This is a genomic window from Aeromonas sp. S18(2024) (assembly GCF_041402525.1).
Taxonomy (GTDB): Bacteria; Pseudomonadota; Gammaproteobacteria; order Enterobacterales; family Aeromonadaceae; genus Aeromonas; species Aeromonas enteropelogenes.
The window spans coordinates 12223-30087 of sequence record NZ_JBGLQV010000018.1; the positions used below are offsets into that span (position 1 = coordinate 12223).

The following is a 17865-nucleotide window of genomic DNA, read 5'->3' on the forward strand; positions in this document are numbered from 1 at the left end:
GCGCCGTGGCGAGCGGGATCCCGCCACCAGGGCGCAACCGGACGGGTCACTCCCGGTTGCCCGACAGCTTCAGAATGCGGGAGAAGTCAGAGAGCAGGGTCGCCATCTGCACCCGTGGCACCTGACCCGGCGTCACCTGCGGGCGAAACACGCCCTGCAGCTTGCCCTTGGGGTTGATGAGTACGATGGAGGCGGAGTGATCGATCAGGTAATCCTTCTCCCCCTGATTGGCGATGGAGTAGATGAGCCCCAGGTTGCGCACGAAGGGGAACAGCTTGTCGTGATCCGCCGTCACCGCCTTGAATTCGGGATTGAAGAAGGCGGTATAGGTCTTGAGGCGCTCCAGGGTATCCCGCTGGGGATCCGCCGAGACGAACACCACCTGGCTGTTGGGCGCCAGCTGCTTGAGCTCGCCGTAGATGGAACGCAAATCGGCCATGGTGGTGGGGCAGATATCGGGGCAGAAGGTGTAGCCGACGAACAGGAAGGTCCAGTGTCCCAGCAGATTGGCGGGGGTAAAGGGCTGATTGTCCGCGTCGGTAAAGGTGAAGTCATTGATGTCCCGTGCGGCGGGATAGTAGTCGGCATGCTCCGGCATCTCTGGCCGGGTAACGTAGAACGCGAAGATGAGGCAGCTTGTCAACAGCAGAAAAATCAGGGGATAACGAAGCTTCATCATAACAAGAGACCCTTTCAGTTCGGTGCATCTGACCTGCAGTGGTCACATGGAGGCCGGTATTGTAACTCCAATGGGCCGGAAACGGGTCGTCATCGCGCATCAACCTCTTGTCGGGCAATTTGCCAGCGCCAGATCCTGTAAAAACAAAAGCCCCCTCTATAACGAGGGGGCTTTGGGATGGAGCCCGCCAATGGGGCCCCGGGCATAGAGAACGCGTAGACGCTACTCCCGCTCCTTCACATAAGGGGTGCCGAGCGCCTTGGGCGCCACCGCACGACCGATAAAACCGGCCAGCAGGAACACCGTCAGGATATAGGGAAGCGCTTCGATGGCCTGTACCGGGATGGCAAAGCCCCCCACGCTCACCCCTTGCAGGCGAATGGCCACCGCATCGAGGAAGCCGAACAGCAGGCAGGCGGCCATGGCATTCCAGGGGCGCCACTTGCCGAACACCAGCGCCGCCAGCGCCATGAAGCCCTTGCCAGCGCTCATGTTGGGGATAAACTGGGCAGTCTGGGCCACCGACAGGTAGACGCCGCCCAGCCCCGCCAGCAGGCCGCCGATGATAAGCGCCGTGTAGCGCATCCGCACCACAGAGATGCCGGCAGTATCGACCGCCGCCGGCGCCTCGCCCACCGCCCGTAACCGCAGGCCGAAGCGGGTGCGAAACAGCACCCACCAGGCCAGCGGCACGGCGGCGAACGCCAGGTACTCCAGCAGGGAGTGGCCGCTCAGGAGCTCGCTGTAGAGCTGGCCTATGACGGGCACGTCATACAGCTCCTTGGCATAGGGCAGATCGATGGGGGCGAAGCGGGCATCGCCGGAGAGCGCCGGTGTCTGGCCCCCCTGATCGAACCAGTAACGGCCCAGGGTAACGGTCAGACCGGCCGCCAGGATATTGATGGCCATGCCGCTCACCACCTGATCACCCCGGTGGGTGATGGTGGCAAAGCCGTGCATCAGGGCAAACAGCACCGAGACCAGCACCCCGGCCCCCAGCCCGACCCAGGCCGAGCCGGAGACCGCGGCGGCGGCACCGCCGGCGAAGGCGGCCGCCAGCAGCTTGCCCTCCAGGGCGATGTTGACCACCCCGGAGCGCTCGCAGAACATGCCCGCCATGGCCGCCAATATGAGGGGCGGCGCGGTGCGGATGGTGGCATCCAGCATCAGGATCAGCAGTTCAAACATATGATCAGGCCCCCTTCACTTGTGCAGTTGAGCGGCTGGCAAAGGCCAGATAGAGCTGCTCGATGCGCGGGCGCATCATGTGCTCCAGCGCGCCGCAGAACAGGATCACCAGCCCCTGCAGCACCACCACTATGTTGCGGTCAACGCCGAACTCGAAGCTGAGCTCGGCGCCCCCCTGATAGAGGAAGCCGAACAGCAGGCTGGCGATGATGACGCCGACCGGGTGGTTGCGCCCCATCAGGGCCACCGCGATGCCGGTGAAGCCAAACCCTTCCACGAAGTTGAGCTTGATCTGGTGCAGCTCCCCCTGCAGCACGTTGAGGGCAAAGAAACCCGCCAGCATGCCGGAGATCACCATGGCCAGGATCACCACTCTGGGATAGGAGATGCCCGCGTAGGCAGAGGCACTCTGGCTCGCCCCCACCGCCCGGATCTCGTAACCCCAGCGGGTATGCCAGATGAAGACCCACACCAGGAGCGCACAGATCAACGCCCAGACGAAACTGATGTTGAGCGGGCTATTGGGCACTTCCATCCCGAAGCTGGCCGCCATGGTGCTCAGCTTGGGCAGCCAGCTCGCCTCGGCGAACACCCGACTCTCGGTGGCCATGGATCCGGGCGGCTTGAACACCTCCACCAGCAGATAGGCCATCAGGGAGGCGGCGATGAAGTTGAACATGATGGTGGTGATGACGATGTGGCTGCCGCGCTTGGCCTGCAGCCAGGCCGGGATAAAGGCCCAGGCCGCGCCGAACAGGCCGCCGGCGATGATGGCCAGCGGCAGCAACAGGGCAAACGGCAGCACATCGCCGAGCAGCAGACAGACCAGGCCGACGCCGAGACCGCCGATGTAGGCTTGCCCCTCACCGCCGATGTTGAACAGACCGGCGTGAAAGGCCACCGCCACCGCCAGACCGGTGAAGATGAAACCGGTGGCGTAGTAGAGGGTGAAACCTATCCCCTCGCCGGTGCCGAAGGCGCCATACCACATGATCTCGGCGGCATCGACCGGGTTGATGTCGAGGTAGTAGAACAGGATGGCCGACACCAGGAAGGCCAGCAGAATATTGACCGCAGACAAGACGCCCACGGAGACCCAGGCAGGGACACGAACTTGGCTCATCAGTGGGCCTCCTTGGCAACGTCATCGGGCACAGATGTATTGACCATCATCAGACCGCGCTGACGACAAACAGAGGTGATCATCATGGCGTCGCTCCTTGTGTCGGGCCAGCAGCCACGTCATCGGGCACGGATATATTGACCATCATCAGACCGCGCTGACGACAAACAGATGTGATCCTCATGACGTCGCTCCTTGTGTCGGGCCAGCAGCCACTTCATCGGGAACGATATTCGCCATCATCAGGCCGATGGTGCGCTCATCCGCCCTGGCGGCATCCAGCTCGCCGACGATGCGGCCATCGGCGATGACCAGGATGCGATCCGACAGGCTCATGATCTCGTCCAGTTCCACCGACACCAGCAGCACCGCCTTGCCCTTGTCGCGCATGGCGATCACCTGCTGGTGAATGTACTCGATAGCGCCGATGTCGACCCCGCGGGTCGGCTGACCGATCAGCAGCACGTCCGGGTCTTGCTCCACCTCACGGGCGATCACCAGCTTCTGCTGGTTGCCGCCGGAGAAGTTGGCTGTCTTGTGCTCGGGGCTGGGCGGGCGCACGTCCCACTTCTCCATCTTGGCCTGGCAATCCTGCTGGATCGCGTCTTTGTTCTGCAGCCACCCCTTGTTGTATTGCGGGCGGCGGTGATAGCCGAGGATGAAGGCCTCTTTCGCCTCGAAGCGGTTGATGAGGCCCATCTTGTGCCTGTCTTCCGGCACATGGCCGAGGCCATAGTTGCGCACTAGCTCGGGATCGGCGGGATGCTCGGCGCTGACCCGGTGCACCCCGTCGCGACTGCTGATAGTAAAGCCCCCCTTGCTCGGCTTGAGGATGCCCCCCAGCAGGCTGAGCAGTTCGGACTGGCCGTTGCCGGAGACGCCGGCAATGCCGACCACTTCACCGGCCCGCACCTCGAAGCTGACCGATTTGACCCGCTCCACCTTGCTGGCGTCGACATAGCTGAGCCCTTCGACCTTGAGCTTGGCCTCGCCCGGCTGGGTCGGCCCCTTGTCGACCTTGAGGCGCACCTTGCGCCCCACCATCAGCTCGGCGAGCTGCTCCTTGTCGGTGTCTTTGGTGGCCACGTGGGCCACCATCTCGCCACGGCGCATGATGGAGACCTGATCCGTGATGGCCAGGATTTCCCGCAGCTTGTGGGTGATGAGGATGATGGTCGCCCCCTGATCCCGCAGCTTTTTCAGCACCTCGAACAGGTGATCCGCCTCTTGCGGGGTCAGTACCCCGGTCGGCTCGTCGAGGATCAGGATGCGGGCGCCACGATAGAGCGCCTTGAGGATCTCGACCCGCTGCTGCAGGCCCACCGGCAGATCTTCCACCTTCTCGTGCAGCGGCACTTCGAGACCATAGTCCCGGGCCAGCTCGCCGAGCAGCTTTTCCGCCGCCGCCACGCTCTGGCGCAAGTGCCAGCCGTTCTCGGCGCCGAGGATGACGTTTTCCAACACAGTGAAGTTGTTCACCAGCATGAAGTGCTGGTGCACCATGCCCACCCCTGCGGCAATCGCATCTTGTGAGCCATGGGGTTTGAAGGGTTTCCCGTCGATCAGCATCTCGCCTTTGTCGGCATGGTAGAAACCGTAAATGATGCTCATCAGGGTGGATTTGCCGGCGCCGTTTTCGCCGACAATGCCGTGAATGCTGCCTTTACGAACCTGGAGGTCAATCAGCTTGTTGGCGTATACGTCGCCGAACCGCTTATCGATACCTCTTAATTCGATGGCATAGCGATCTGTCTGGTCCATGATGCAGCCCTGCGTGTCATGAAGTAAGACTAAAAACCGGCCCGTGCGGGCCGGTCGGTGCGTTGAGAGTCGTAGCTAGGTTCTGATTAGTATTTGCAGGAGTTGTCGCTCATGTAGTCATGAACCTTGATCTTGCCAGCGATGATGTCGGCCTTGATGGCGTCTACCTTGGCCTTCATTTCCGGAGTGATCAGCTTCTCGTTATCCTTGTCGAGTGCCCAATCCACCCCGCCCTCGGCCAGGCCCAGGTTCTTGATGCCCGGCTTCCACTCGCCCTTGGCTGCGTCATCCCAGGTCTGGTAGGCGGCCAAGCCGACCGACTTGACCATGGAGGTCAGCATGGTGCCCGGTTGCAGGTGGTTCTGGTTGGAATCCACGCCGATGGCCAGCTTGCCCTCGTCCTTGGCAGCCTGGTAAACACCGATGCCGGTACCGCCGGCGGCGGCATAGACCACGTCCGCGCCCTTGGCGAACTGGGACTTGGCGAGCTCAGCACCCTTGGCCGGGTCAGCAAAGGCCGCCGGGGTGGAGCCGGTCATGTTCTGGAACACGTCGATCTTCGGATTGACGTACTTGGCGCCCTGCTCGTAGCCGCATTGGAACTTGCGGATCAGCGGGATATCCATGCCGCCCACGAAGCCGACCTTGCCGCTCTTGGAGGCGATGGCCGCCAGCGCACCGACCAGGAAGGAGCCTTCATGCTCCTTGAAGATGACGGACTGCACGTTCGGCTTGTCGACCACCATGTCGATGATGGTGAACTGGGTTTTCGGGAATTCGGTCGCGACCTTCTCTACCGCCGAGCCCATGTTGAAACCGACCGCTACGATGGGGCCGTTGCCACGGCTGGCCAGACGGCGCAGGCCCTGTTCGCGCTGGGCTTCGTTCTGGGGTTCGAACTCCTTGACCTTGACCCCCTTGTCCTTGTTGTAGACTTCGACGCCGTTGCGGAACACGGCTTCGTTGAATGATTTGTCAAACTTGCCGGCGGTGTCGTAGATCACGGCGGGCTCGGAAGCAGCCTGAGCTGAGAGGGCGGCGAGGGTGAGGGTGGCCACGGTGGCCAGCTTGAGCACTTTAGTCACGATCGTATCCTTGATTGTTATTAAGTGAGGGAACCTGCTTGCCTGCCCGGGCAGGCCAACTAGCACGCAGACTTACTCTAAGTCAGCCCGGGTGGGGGTCAAGCAGATGATAATAGAAAAACGTTTGCGCTAACGGTTTGAGTTATAAGCAAGTAACTATATAACATGTTGTTTTTTGGCGATTTTTAAGTTTTTTGTTCTGAATAACTAAAGACCCAAACGACATTTCTCTTATTGTTCAATGGGTTAATGTAAATCGTTTTCCTGAGATTCATCTCTCCCCCTGCCCGTCCGTGATCCGGCTCGCAAATTCCCGCGATGTGCCGAAGCTGTACCGACAAAGCGTGCCGCCGCCCCCTTCATTCCCTTTTCGGTTTACACCCGAGTGTCGACATCACATCGGAATGCTGGCCCCCTCCCCCGATGCCCGCCCCCTGACTTTGGGTTTGGTCTGACGGGGGGATGGCCGTATAATCGCCGCCTGTATAAATAAACAGGAGTGGTGATGGACGTTTCAACCCTGCTCGACGGGCTCAATGACAAGCAAAGAGACGCGGTGGCGGCCCCCCGTTGCAACCTGCTGGTGCTGGCCGGTGCCGGTTCGGGCAAGACTCGGGTGCTGGTGCACCGTATCGCCTGGCTGATGCAGGTGGAACGCTGTTCGCCCTTCTCCATCATCGCGGTGACCTTTACCAACAAGGCGGCGGCCGAGATGCGCGGCCGGGTCGAGAAGGTGATCGGTGACGGTGTGCGCGGCATGTGGATCGGCACCTTCCACGGCATCGCCCACCGCTTGCTGCGGGCCCACCATCTGGATGCGGGGCTGCCGCAGGATTTCCAGATCCTCGACTCCGACGACCAGTACCGTCTCATTCGCCGGGTGCTCAAGGCGCTCAACCTCGACGAGAAGCACTGGGCCCCGCGCGTCGTGATGGGCTACATCAACGGCAAGAAGGACGAGGGACTGCGCCCCGGCGACATCGACCTCTACGGCGACCCTGTCACCCGCACCTATCAGCAGATCTACAAGACCTATCAGGAGACCTGCGATCGCTCCGGGCTGGTGGATTTTGCAGAACTCCTGCTGCGTGCCCACGAGCTGTGGCTGAACAAGCCCCACATCCTCGAGCACTACCGCGATCGCTTCCAGAACATCCTGGTGGACGAGTTTCAGGATACCAACGGCATCCAGTACGCCTGGCTGCGGATGCTGGCGGGCAACAGCGGCAAGGTGATGATCGTCGGCGACGATGACCAGTCCATCTACGGCTGGCGCGGCGCCAAGATAGAGAACATCCAGCGCTTCCTGACCGACTATCAGGGCGCCGAGACCATCCGCCTCGAGCAGAACTACCGCTCCACCGCCAATATCCTGAAAGCCGCCAACAGCGTCATCGCCAACAACGCCGAGCGCCTTGGCAAGGAGCTGTGGACCGAGGGGGCCGAGGGCGAGCCGATTTCGCTGTATGCCGCCTTCAACGAGGTGGACGAGGCGCGCTTCGTGGTCGGCCGCCTCAAGGATTGGAAAGAGAAAGGTGGCCTCTTGGCCGACTGCGCCATCCTCTATCGCTCCAACGCCCAGTCGCGGGTGCTGGAAGAGGCGCTGATGCAGGATGCCATGCCCTACCGCATCTACGGCGGCCTGCGCTTCTTCGAGCGGCAAGAGATCAAGGACGCCATGGCCTACCTGCGCCTTATCAACAACCGTGGCGACGACGCCAGCTTCGAGCGGGTGGTCAACACCCCGACCCGTGGTATCGGCGATCGCACCCTCGAGATCCTGCGCGGCAACGCCCGCGATCAGGGGCTCAACCTGTGGCAATCGGCCAAAGCACTGCTCAATGACAAGGTGCTGACCGGCCGCGCCGGCAACGCGGTGCGCGGCTTTGTCGAGCTTATCGACGCGCTGGAAGAGCAGGTCTCCATGCTGCCCCTGCATCAGCAGGCGGATATCGCCATCCAGAATTCCGGCCTCAAGGCCATGTATCTGGCGGAGAAGGGCGAGAAATCCCAGGCACGGGTAGAAAACCTGGACGAACTGGTCACCGCCTGCCGCCAGTACCAGCGCCCGGACGAGCTGGAAGATATGAGCGATCTCTCCGCCTTCCTCGCCCACGCGGCGCTGGAATCCGGCGAGAATCAGGCCGACGAATACGCCGACGCAGTGCAGCTGATGACCTTGCACAGCGCTAAGGGGCTGGAGTTCCCGCTGGTGCTGCTGGTCGGGGTGGAAGAAGGGATGTTCCCCAGCCAGCAATCGACCGAGGAGTCGGGCCGGCTGGAGGAGGAGCGGCGCCTGTGTTACGTCGGCATGACCCGCGCCATGGAGAAGCTCTACATCTGTTATGCCGAGAGTCGCCGCATCTACGGCCGCGAGATGTTCCACAAACCGAGCCGCTTTATCCGCGAGATGCCCGCCGAGTGTCTGGAAGAGATCCGGCTGCGTACTCAGGTCAGCAGACCCACCCAGTACGGCCGCTTCAGCCAGAACGAGGTACAGCAGAGCTTCGACGCCAGCGGCATCACACTCGGCCAGCGGGTGCTCCATCCGAAATTCGGGGAAGGCATAGTGCTCAACTTCGAAGGGGTCGGCCAGCAGAGCCGGGTACAGATCCAGTTCGACGACGTCGGCGCCAAGTGGCTGGTGACCGCGTATGCCAGATTGGAAGCGCTTTGATTTTTCCCGCTTTTTGATAAAACCAACCCGGCTTAGGCCGGGTTGGTTTTTATATCATCATCGCAACAACTTTAAACTTAAATATGAGGCTATCCGAATACGCTTCGCCATTAGGACATCAGTTTTATTCCTTTTCAATGACAAGACTGATTTATCTCACATCTCTGAGCTAAAAAGCTTCATCAATCACCTAGCCAGCAGTACACTTTGAGGCCATCTGTAAAAATAGTAGTATCGACATTTGGGGATATTTAAAATATGGCTGTTCGAAAAAGTATTCCTACGGAAACTAAGCTAAGGCTATTTTCTGCCGCAGCTGGACACTGCCAAAACCCGGACTGCCTTCGGCCTCTTTTCCCTGCAGAAATGGGTGGAGATAAACATATAGCTGAAATGGCACATATGATCCCATATGGGGATCAAGGTCCTCGTCACGAAGATAGGCCTGATAAAGACTTTAACAGTGATTCTTTTGATAACCTGATTCTTTTATGTCCTACTTGCCATACAATAATAGACAAGGATCCTATTGCTTATCCTAGGAATAAGCTATTAGATTGGAAGACCAATCATTTAGCCTCGTTAGCGAATAGACAAGGTGTTATTTCTTATCAAGAACGCAAACAAGTAAGAGATGCAGTTATTTCAGTTATGGCTGAAAATAGGACTGTATGGGCAGAGTTTGCACCGGTTGATGGACGTCGATTTAACTATGATCCAGAGTCTGAATCAGCAATTACGTGGACTCAAAGAATGAGAAGCGTTATTCTACCAAACCACTTCCGCATTCAAGCCATAATTCAGGCAAATTCTCACCTTATGAATGCAGAAGAACATGAAGTATTTGCTCAATATAAAGAGCATGTTCGAGGTCTTTCTGCACGTCATATTTGTGGTGTTGCAGGTGGGGTTATTCGGTATCCTGTAGCAATGGATGGTATATTTGCATGAAATGGCAGATTAAGTATGCACTTGAAAATATTAAAAAAGAAACAAATGTAATATCTGCAGGGCATGTTGGTGGTGATGCTATAAATATTTCTATCAGAGAGCAACCAGATGTGTTGGCTATAATATCCGACTCATATAGAGTTAATGAAGAACAAGCAAGAAACTATCATGCAGAATTTCCTAATTTAGATTTCCTTTGTGGTTATAGGAAAGAGTGTATCTGGGAAGGAGGGGCAATCTCGTATCTAGAGAACAATGGTATTGGCTGGGGAAGTGCAGGCACACTATATTCTGCTATTTATAGCGAAAATATAAACATTGCTTCTCATAAAGATTATTCTTTTGCAGTGCGGATAATTAATCAGCTGCGAGTTGTCAGGAATGTAGTTAGAGAATTTGATCGCATACTATCTGTAACTTTAGTCAATGGGCGTCATTTTCGAATTGGAATGGTCAGGGAATATGAACCAACGGCTGACGCCATCCGCACAATCTGGGAAATATGTGGACCAATTGATATTGCGTGGAACATCAATCCTAATGGCAATCCAACATTGAATGCTATCGACGCAGGTCTTGAACTTGGATGTAAGGTTATGAAATGGGAAGAATTGAAAACATTTCTACAGAGCCCCTAATGACTGCGACTGAAGTTGCTAATTATTTGATTAGAACTTGCAAGACACTCAAAAAATTCGACGCATTCATGTTTGGCTCATCGCTCTATCATATTGGCAGTGATTACGACATATTGATTGTTGGACCATCTGGTGAATCACTATATCGATTGAAAGAAGAATTGAAAATTGCGGGTCAAGAGCTCCCTCTTGATTTGTTATACATGCTTCCAGAAGAGGAAACTGAAACCCAGTTTGTGGCGAATGAGGGCTGTATTCCTCTCTGGCAGTTAGTTAAAGGGCTTCCACCTTCCAAAGTACAGCTATGAGGGCTGGGACTCCCATCTTTTTGACAGAGGCGTAGCTGATAAGGCTATGCCTCGTTTGTTAGGGCCGTAGGTTCGATTAGCGAAGCGTAATCGAACCTACACGGACAGGAAATATGGGACACCCACCTTTCTGACAGAGGCGTAGCTGATGAGGCTACGCCCTGTTTGTGAGGTGAAAATATCTGGTCACTTGACCAACTTGCTCTCCATCACCCCTTTCTTGCCTTCTTCTTCACTGACCTGACTCAGCTTGGAGCGGGCCATCAGCAGGCCCATTTTGACCTCCTGCCAGACGTAGTAGTTTTTACCCGCCTCGGTGCTGAGGGTCAGGGTGGCATCGTTCTCCGACTTGGAGGTGATGGTGTGGCTACCCGGCGTCACCTGCTTGAGGATATAGGTGTGGGCCACCGTGTCACCGACCGCCATGCCATCCACCAGCACCGGCATCTTGACGGCGGCCCCGAAGGTTTCATTGCGATAGATATAGAGGTTGGCGGCATTGGCCGGGGCGACAAACTGCTTGGCCTGAGCATCCGCCGAGGTGTCGGCCATGGGCACGGAGGCACAACCAGACATCAGACCCGCCGACAGCAGGGCGGCGGTTACCATTATTTTCCTGAACATAGTCTTTGTTTTTATTGGATTAAAGGGAGGTAAAGGTTCGCATGAGACTTAATTGGCAAGCAACCGCTCAAACCACAGCGGGTGTGACCGGACTCAATATTCCGGCAATTAATGGTGATACCACAGCGCTTTGAAGGAACCCTCAAGCACGGCATACTGCCCGTTGCTTGATGGGAGTCATTAATGTCTAAATGGATGCCAAGGGTGCGCCGACTGGGTCGGTGGATCGTGTTCAAAATGGTACTGGCGCTACTGGCCAGCCTGCTGTTTGCCCTCTCGTTCACCCTGTTCCAGTACGCTTCCTGGTGGCCGATGCTGACAGACAATGCATTTCTTGTGTGGGGCGGCTCCTATCAAGGAAATACCTTTGCCGAGCTGGCTCTGCCCATGCTGGAGTTGGGTACCCTTCTGGGCACACTCTTCTGGCCACTGTTTCTGCTGGCGCCCCGTCTGTTGCTGTTACCACTCTTTACCATGATCTGGCTATGGCAGGCTTACGAAACAGCCTTTATGACGGCGACGGCCTCAACCTGGCAACCCCATGAGATTATTTGGTCCTTTATCCTGCCCCACTGGCACTGGCTGCTGGCCATCCTGTTGCCAGCTCTGTTGCTGATCCACCATCTTGGCAAACGACAACCCGGCCTGCGCGCTGATCTAGTGAAACGTGGTAGGTAAACAGGGGGAAATCAGAAACCCGGCCGTCAGACGGGGTGCTGCGGCCGGGTGAATTGTAAAGAGTAGGGTGACAGATAAAGCGGGTTATCAGCCTAGTCTAATCAACTCGATGGGCGCGTAACGCTCCCCGGAGTTTGCCAGCAGCACGCACTTCTCGTGCTCTGCCTGATAGGGGGTCATATTGTCGGTGTGGGCCTCCTTCAGGGTATCGACGGCGCCGGTGGCGGCAATCATTACGCGCTGGCCGATGTTGAGCACGTTTCTGTTGCGATCATAGATCTTCATTACTTTCTCCTTTTCCTGTGTCCGGGCCTGTGCCCGGGACAACGGAGCCAGACTACGCCCCTGAAAAAACGGGATGTATGTCACAGATCAAAAAAGGGGCAAAGAGGGACTCATCACGGCGAGGAAACCCGGGGGCGCAGGCAGAGCCTGTCGCGCTACACGCGCGCGAGCTGCTCTTTCTGCCGCCATGGGCTCGAAGCAAAAGGCGGATCCGTTATAGTGAACCTCGCTAGCACCAAGCCGCTTTCAACCTACAGGGAATGCACCATGAACCGCGATATCACAGCCCAGTTTATCAAGATGCTGACCAACCTCGACCACTGCCTGGCCAAGGCGCAATCCCATGCCGAGGCGAAACAGTTCAATGTGGAGAACTTCTTCAACGAGCGCCTTATCGTCGACATGCTGCCGCTCGCCAAACAGGTGCTGATCTGCTGCGATTCGGCCCGCGCCGTGGTGGCCACCGCCAGCCACAGCGAGACACCGGCCATGGGGGACGAACCCAAAACCATGGCGGATCTGCGCGCCCATATCGGCAACACCATCGCCTTTTTGCAAAGCAGGCTGGATGCCGACTACAGCGATTACGAAAGCGGCCACTACTTCCCCTACTGGGCCGGTGGCAAGGGGATGGACGGCCATACCTGCGTTCATGAGTACGGTATTCCCAACTTCTACTTCCACCTCACCATGACCTATGCCCTGCTGCGCCAGGCGGGGGTCGATCTCGGCAAGCGCGACTATCTGGGCGGGATCAAGCTGCAGTAAGGATTGCAGGCACTACATCGACTCACCGTCGCGGGAACAAGCCACCAGATAACCAACCGCCTGCCATCCGGCAGGCTGTTGCATTTCAGAGGGACAGCCAGGCGTTAAAACGGCCCCAGGCTCTCGCGCAGCTGGTCGGGCAGGCCATCGTGATCACCCAGCTCGCGGGCAGGTACATCGTCCCAGTGGCGCTCGCCGATCTGGCGATTGCGCTCGGGGTGCAGGGCATAGTGGATGCGATTGTCATCCCGATCCCTGTCGCCGACACAGAGCAGCCGCACCGGCTTGTCAGTGTTGTTGATAAAGGTGTGGGCCAGGCCGTCGCCCGCCTTGAAGCCGACCGAGTCGCCGGGCTGCAGCCGATGGAGCTCGCCATCGAGCCAGACATCCGGGGTGCCTTCCAGCACGTGGACGAACTCGTCCTCGGTCTCTTCGGCGTGAGGCCAGCTGGTGCGATGACCCGGGGCCAGCAGTTCGTGGTGTATGCCGATGCGGGCAAAGCCGTAGTGCCTGCCAAGGGGACTACCCTGGGACAGTCGCTCCTGGCTGCCGGCGTAGCAACCCGGCTCCGCTTCTTGCAGTTCGCTCCAGTGTTTGATGCAGGGGTGGCGGCTCATGGAGGGCTCCTCTGGCACGAGCGCTAAAGGTGGATGCTCATCCTACCTTTGCCGCAGGGCACAAGAAAAGCGGAAGTCGGCTGGCCAGATCAGCCCCTCAGGCGAGGGGCTCGATGGGAGTCGTTGTTACTTCCCCTTGATGCAAGGCAGCGGGGGCAGCTGGCCCTGTTGGGCAACCCGGGTCATCTGGTAATTGCCCTGCAGATCCCGATAGACGCGGGTGTTCCATACCTCGCCGTTGTCGAGCTGAAATTCGATATCGTAGTTGACCCCGGACACCACCTGGCTGCGCACCTCGCGGATGCTATCGAGCTTGGCGGCCGTGTTCATGCGGGCCAGCACGCTGGCCAGTGCGACGTCGGCCTGGGTATTCGGCAGAGCCTGAACCTGCCAGCCACCGGCCAGCGCGGCACACTGCGGTTGCTGCGGCACGCTGCTGCAGGCCCCCAGCATGCCCGCCATCAGGATGGGAAATAGCATTCGCTTCATCTGGTGTTCTCCAGTCTCAAAATGACCACTCTATCAAGAGTGCGCGCGCAATATTGTCGCAGCGGTCACGACCAGACAGGCAAGAGAGCGCAGATCCATCCGGTATGAGCGCCGGGAGAAGGCCGGGAAAAGAAAGAGGCGTGAACCACGCCAAGCCTCGGGATGACGGGAAGGCCAGGCCACCCGGTTCAAGAGAAAGCCAGAGTTGCCGCTGTGTGGCTCTGGCGCACTCACGATAGCGGTCAATCACGGGGCAGACGTCAGTTCTCCACATCCCAGGGACACTGCTTGGCCAGTTCCGCCTTGCCGCTGGCGACCAGTGCCTGCTGCACCATCCGCTTGTAACGGTTTTTGATATGGGCGGGCAGGGCGGGCACCAGCAGCCGTTCATCAAATTCAGGCATGGCACGTTCGGGCAGCACAGCCTGCTCCTCGGGAGTGAGCGGGGGTCGGGCAGCCAGGTTGCTGCCCGATATGGTGGGGGTGCCCACCAGCATCCGGCTTTGCAACGGGGCACTCAGCAGAAAGTCGATCAGCATGTAGGCAGCCTTGAGCTTGTCCGGATCATCCTTCACATGGCGGGCGATGGAGAGCGCATCCAGCGCGTAGATAGCCCCCTCCTGCACCATGGCGATCCGCCATTGCTGGCCGTTTTGCCGGTTGCACTCCACCAGCTCCAGTCCCCAGGTGGTGGCCAGCCGCTGCTGACGCAGAGCCTCGCAGTTATTGGTCTGATTGAACCAGAAACCGCGACTGGACTTCAGACGCCGGGTCAGGAGCCGCTCCACCTCCTGCTGCAGTGGTTGATCGGCCAGCATCTCGCCACTGGCAAACAGGGCGGGTGATTTGCCAAGGGAGAGCAGCACGGAGAACAACAGGGGCTCGAACTGATCGCAAAACACGGCAAATTGCCCCTGGGGCAGATCGTCAGCCAACACCTGCCAGCTGGCCGGCGCCTGGGCAATCTGCTTACTGTCGTAGGCCAGGCTGAACATGGCGTATGTGAACGGGACCGAGTAGTTGCGCTCCCCCTGCTTGTCATATTCGGTATTCCTAAGGGTCGGTTTCAGCTCCGGATAGTGGCTCAGACGGCTGAAGTCGATGGGCAACAGCAACTTGAACAGGGGGTGATGATGCGCCTTGTAGAAATAGCTGGTCGGTATTACCACGTCGGCAGAGCGGGTCCGCAAGGCCCGGTAAACGCTGTCAAAGTCGGTCAGCAGTGGTTCAACCCGGCTGACCGTCACCTCCATCCCGTTGGCCCTGGCATAGTCGGCAAACTGCTGCTCATACCCGGCAGGCAGATAGCCCCACTCCAGCAACTTGAGCTGGATCGGCGCCGCCAGCAGCGGAGTCCCTACGATCAAGCAGCAGAGAAACAGTAGACGCATGGCCGTTTACTCCTGAGATGAGCATCTTGATGGAGTATAGGAGTGCGGCGCGATCGCACCTTTGATGTATGTGAAGAGATAACCGGCCCAGCCAGCACGTCCCCAAATAGCATCAGCCCCGCACGAGGGCGGGGCTGATGGGTTATCAGGGTTGGCGAGGGGCGAGGCCTTCCTCTTGCAGATAGGTTTCGACCTGCTGCTGGTAATCCGCCTGATAGGAGAACTTGGTGCTGTCGGTGGCGGCGATCAGGTTGACGACAGTGCAGAACAGGGTCGCAGCCAGCAGTCCCTTGCCCACCCACTGGGGATAACGGCGACTCCACTCCACCAGCAACAACAGCATGGGGAACAGGGCATAGGGGAATATCAGCATCAGGTGCCAGTAGTTGAAGATGATGGGCGAGAGCGCCGCACTCACCAGCACCGCCAACACGGCCGCGACGGCATAGAGGCCGAGCCAGCTTTCGCCATCCACGGAGGCGCGGTCGCTGCGCATCAGACGCGGCTTGAGCCTCTTCCACAATTGCCAGTTGGCTTTGGCCGCCAGCAGCACGGTGGCCGAGCCTACCCCGTAGATCACCAGGCGCCACAGCCAGACCGCAGCCAGTTGCAAATATTCATGGCCCGCCAGCCAGATGAACTGGGTATCGTTGACCAGCTTGCTGGCAAACAGCCAGGAGCCGTAACGCAGCCAGTAGAGCACGGATTTGAGCACCGGATAGACGTGCACCAGACCCCAGCCGATGTAACGCTGGCGAGCCTCGGGGTCGACGTTCTGGGTGATCTGGCTGTTGCTCATCACCTCCATGGCGTAGGGGATCAGGGAGGCGCCGATCAACAGGGCCGCCACCGCCACGCCGCTCCAGCTCACCTTGAGGATGCGACGCCAGAACAGGTAGGTCGACATCACCGCCAGCAGCGGCCAGGAGTAGTGCAGCTGCATCGCCATCCCGATGGCCAGCAGATGGACGATCATGTGCCAGAAGGAGGCCCGCTCGCGCATATGCCAGGCCGACCAGCAGTGCATGGCCGAAAAGAGGAAAAGATAGGAAGGGTTGTAAAGCAGGCTCTCGTACTGGAACCAGGGGTTGAGCCAGCAGAGCACCAGAAACAGCAGCCGCACCCTGTCACCAAACACCTGACGGATCACCGCATCAAACAGCAGGAAGCCCACCAGCCGCATCGCCAGCAACAACAGCACGGGCGCGTAGGGCGAATCCCACAGCAGCAGCGGCCCGCCGATCAGCCAGGCCGACAGGCTGCCCGGCACATTGCCCACCGCACTCGCCGCGTTGCCATAGCTGAGCCAGACCCCCTCATAGGCACCGAGATAGCCCTTGTAGAGCATCTGGGTCTGGTCACCGGTGAGGATCTGAAACTGGAAGAAGACAAGGGACATCAGCAAGCCCCCGATAACTCCCAGATAAAAAAGTCTGTCCGACTTCGCCTTCTCATTCATGTCATTCAGTCCCTGCGGCTCGGTTGGTTGTCACTGCGGTGTTAAGCACGATTTTCTCCTCCCATGGTGGCAACCCATCTGGCAAATGCCTGCTCGAAAGCCTGCATATCCAGCGAGTTGATATCCTGGGTCTCCAGCGATGTTGAAAACAGGATCATCGCATCCGGTGTGTTCGGATGCCATTCGGCGTAATTTTCGCCTCCACCACCCAGATCCGGGTTGTAGAGCCCGAGGATGGGCAGACCCAGCCCGGCCGCGATATGCACAGTTGCCGTATCGACCGACACCAGCGCGGCGCTGTGCCGAAGCTGGGTAAAGAGGCCGCCGAGTGAGGGCTGCTCGGGAGAGAGCAGGATCCGCTCTGGCGCAGAAGCGCCGGCCTTGAGGCCGGCAACTTCCTGTTCCAACCCGGGTGGAAACAACAGACAGATGGATTGCGAGCAGCCTGTCAGCATGATTTCCAGCATGGAAGCGATGCGGTCCGGCCGTAGCCGACGGGCACCACCGCTACCATAGGGATTGAAGGCAATAACGGGTCGATCCATCGGCCACCATACGGCCAGGGCACTCTCCCATTCAGCTTTTGCCGGGATGATGTAGCGAGTGTCAGGGGATGCGATCCCCATGCAGGCAAGCAGCTCGGCGAACTTGTCGGCAAAATGGCGCCCTACGGTGCGGGCTCCCAGCTTGATATCGATGCAGGCAAGCTCGTCATCCATCCCGGCCACGTGGCAAGCATCGACCTGGCTCAGGAAGTAGATATCCTTCATCTTCAGCGATTTGCCCAGATGTACCAGATAGCCGACCCGCCCCAGGGAACGAGCCAACCGCTTGAGTTCACCATAACCGGGACGTTTTGGGATTTCGACCACCCTGTCCACACCGAAATGCTCGCGAAACAGCGGTGCCATGGCCGGTGTCGTCACCACCCAGACTTCACGGCCGGGTTGAGCCTTGTGGATCTCCCGCGCCACCCAGGAGGAGACGATGGCGTCTCCCAGCTTGGCATCCCAGCGCAACAATACGACCTTGCTCTTGCCATCATCGGCAGGACGCGAGCTGGCTTTGTCAAACAGCCAGCGTCCCAGTCGGCGACGCAGCACATCGCGCGCCAGCTGCAGCTTGTTAATCAACGCCATGGGAT

18 protein-coding genes are annotated in these 17865 nt (G+C 58.6%); 6 read left to right on the top strand and 12 right to left on the bottom strand.

What is annotated here, in order from left to right; all coding sequences use genetic code 11:
* Positions 1 to 46: 46 nt before the first annotated feature.
* The 5 genes from ACB034_RS20380 to ACB034_RS20400 all read right to left on the bottom strand — a co-directional run bounded on the left by ACB034_RS20380 (position 47) and on the right by ACB034_RS20400 (position 5836).
* Complete coding sequence (locus ACB034_RS20380) at positions 47 to 679, bottom strand: SCO family protein (protein ID WP_371173617.1); 633 nt, start codon at positions 677 to 679, stop codon at positions 47 to 49.
* Between the two features lie 222 nt (positions 680 to 901).
* Positions 902 to 1867 carry an ABC transporter permease gene (locus ACB034_RS20385; RefSeq protein WP_042027341.1) on the bottom strand — a complete coding sequence of 322 codons (966 nt, stop codon included), beginning with the start codon at positions 1865 to 1867 and terminating at the stop codon, positions 902 to 904.
* A 4-nt stretch (positions 1868 to 1871) separates the two neighbouring features.
* Positions 1872 to 2990, bottom strand: a complete 1119-nt coding sequence (locus tag ACB034_RS20390) for an ABC transporter permease (RefSeq protein WP_042072464.1) — start codon at positions 2988 to 2990, stop codon at positions 1872 to 1874.
* Between the two features lie 180 nt (positions 2991 to 3170).
* Positions 3171 to 4751 carry an ABC transporter ATP-binding protein gene (locus ACB034_RS20395; protein WP_371173618.1) on the bottom strand — a complete coding sequence of 527 codons (1581 nt, stop codon included), beginning with the start codon at positions 4749 to 4751 and terminating at the stop codon, positions 3171 to 3173.
* An 86-nt stretch (positions 4752 to 4837) separates the two neighbouring features.
* The gene (locus ACB034_RS20400; protein WP_026457413.1) at positions 4838 to 5836 is read right to left on the bottom strand and encodes a BMP family protein; all 999 of its coding nucleotides are present in this window, start codon (positions 5834 to 5836) and stop codon (positions 4838 to 4840) included.
* Positions 5837 to 6341: 505 nt separating this feature from the next.
* Between ACB034_RS20400 and uvrD the strand changes: the two genes are divergently transcribed.
* The 4 genes from uvrD to ACB034_RS20420 all read left to right on the top strand — a co-directional run bounded on the left by uvrD (position 6342) and on the right by ACB034_RS20420 (position 10410).
* A complete protein-coding gene (gene uvrD, locus ACB034_RS20405) occupies positions 6342 to 8513 on the top strand; it encodes a DNA helicase II (RefSeq protein WP_371173619.1) in 2172 nt (723 codons plus the stop codon).
* 258 nt (positions 8514 to 8771) lie between these two features.
* The gene (locus tag ACB034_RS20410) at positions 8772 to 9464 is read left to right on the top strand and encodes an HNH endonuclease (RefSeq protein WP_371173620.1); all 693 of its coding nucleotides are present in this window, start codon (positions 8772 to 8774) and stop codon (positions 9462 to 9464) included.
* Positions 9461 to 10102: a hypothetical protein gene (locus ACB034_RS20415; protein WP_371173621.1), complete on the top strand. Its 642-nt coding sequence runs from the start codon at positions 9461 to 9463 to the stop codon at positions 10100 to 10102. The genes ACB034_RS20410 and ACB034_RS20415 overlap by 4 nt, the downstream gene beginning before the upstream one ends.
* Positions 10102 to 10410, top strand: coding sequence for a nucleotidyltransferase domain-containing protein (locus tag ACB034_RS20420; RefSeq protein ID WP_371173622.1), 309 nt, complete (start codon positions 10102 to 10104; stop codon positions 10408 to 10410). Before ACB034_RS20415 ends, ACB034_RS20420 begins: the two co-directional genes overlap by 1 nt.
* 186 nt (positions 10411 to 10596) lie before the next feature.
* On the opposite strand, the gene ACB034_RS20425 is transcribed toward ACB034_RS20420, so the two are convergent.
* Positions 10597 to 11034 (bottom strand): DUF2846 domain-containing protein, encoded by a 438-nt coding sequence (locus tag ACB034_RS20425; RefSeq protein WP_216993303.1) that lies wholly within the window; start codon positions 11032 to 11034, stop codon positions 10597 to 10599.
* 183 nt (positions 11035 to 11217) lie between these two features.
* On the opposite strand from ACB034_RS20425, the gene ACB034_RS20430 reads away from it, so the two are divergent.
* Positions 11218 to 11712 (top strand): hypothetical protein, encoded by a 495-nt coding sequence (locus ACB034_RS20430; RefSeq protein ID WP_342011267.1) that lies wholly within the window; start codon positions 11218 to 11220, stop codon positions 11710 to 11712.
* A gap of 87 nt (positions 11713 to 11799) precedes the next feature.
* Here the strand turns inward: ACB034_RS20430 and ydfZ are convergent, their stop codons facing one another.
* Positions 11800 to 11997, bottom strand: coding sequence for a putative selenium delivery protein YdfZ (ydfZ, locus tag ACB034_RS20435; RefSeq protein ID WP_225633647.1), 198 nt, complete (start codon positions 11995 to 11997; stop codon positions 11800 to 11802).
* A 267-nt stretch (positions 11998 to 12264) separates the two neighbouring features.
* Between ydfZ and ACB034_RS20440 the strand changes: the two genes are divergently transcribed.
* The gene (locus ACB034_RS20440; RefSeq protein WP_354688730.1) at positions 12265 to 12765 is read left to right on the top strand and encodes a DUF1993 domain-containing protein; all 501 of its coding nucleotides are present in this window, start codon (positions 12265 to 12267) and stop codon (positions 12763 to 12765) included.
* 104 nt (positions 12766 to 12869) lie between these two features.
* On the opposite strand, the gene ACB034_RS20445 is transcribed toward ACB034_RS20440, so the two are convergent.
* The 5 genes from ACB034_RS20445 to ACB034_RS20465 form a co-directional block, all read right to left on the bottom strand.
* Positions 12870 to 13382: a cupin domain-containing protein gene (locus ACB034_RS20445; RefSeq protein WP_371173623.1), complete on the bottom strand. Its 513-nt coding sequence runs from the start codon at positions 13380 to 13382 to the stop codon at positions 12870 to 12872.
* 126 nt (positions 13383 to 13508) lie between these two features.
* Positions 13509 to 13871 (bottom strand): cystatin domain-containing protein, encoded by a 363-nt coding sequence (locus ACB034_RS20450; RefSeq protein WP_371173624.1) that lies wholly within the window; start codon positions 13869 to 13871, stop codon positions 13509 to 13511.
* A gap of 260 nt (positions 13872 to 14131) precedes the next feature.
* On the bottom strand, positions 14132 to 15262 hold the full coding sequence (locus ACB034_RS20455) for a PotD/PotF family extracellular solute-binding protein (protein WP_371173625.1): 1131 nt from the start codon (positions 15260 to 15262) through the stop codon (positions 14132 to 14134).
* A gap of 145 nt (positions 15263 to 15407) precedes the next feature.
* Positions 15408 to 16610: a 3-deoxy-D-manno-octulosonic acid transferase gene (locus ACB034_RS20460; RefSeq protein ID WP_371173633.1), complete on the bottom strand. Its 1203-nt coding sequence runs from the start codon at positions 16608 to 16610 to the stop codon at positions 15408 to 15410.
* 152 nt (positions 16611 to 16762) lie between these two features.
* The gene (locus tag ACB034_RS20465; protein ID WP_371173626.1) at positions 16763 to 17860 is read right to left on the bottom strand and encodes a glycosyltransferase family 9 protein; all 1098 of its coding nucleotides are present in this window, start codon (positions 17858 to 17860) and stop codon (positions 16763 to 16765) included.
* Positions 17861 to 17865 lie beyond the last annotated feature (5 nt).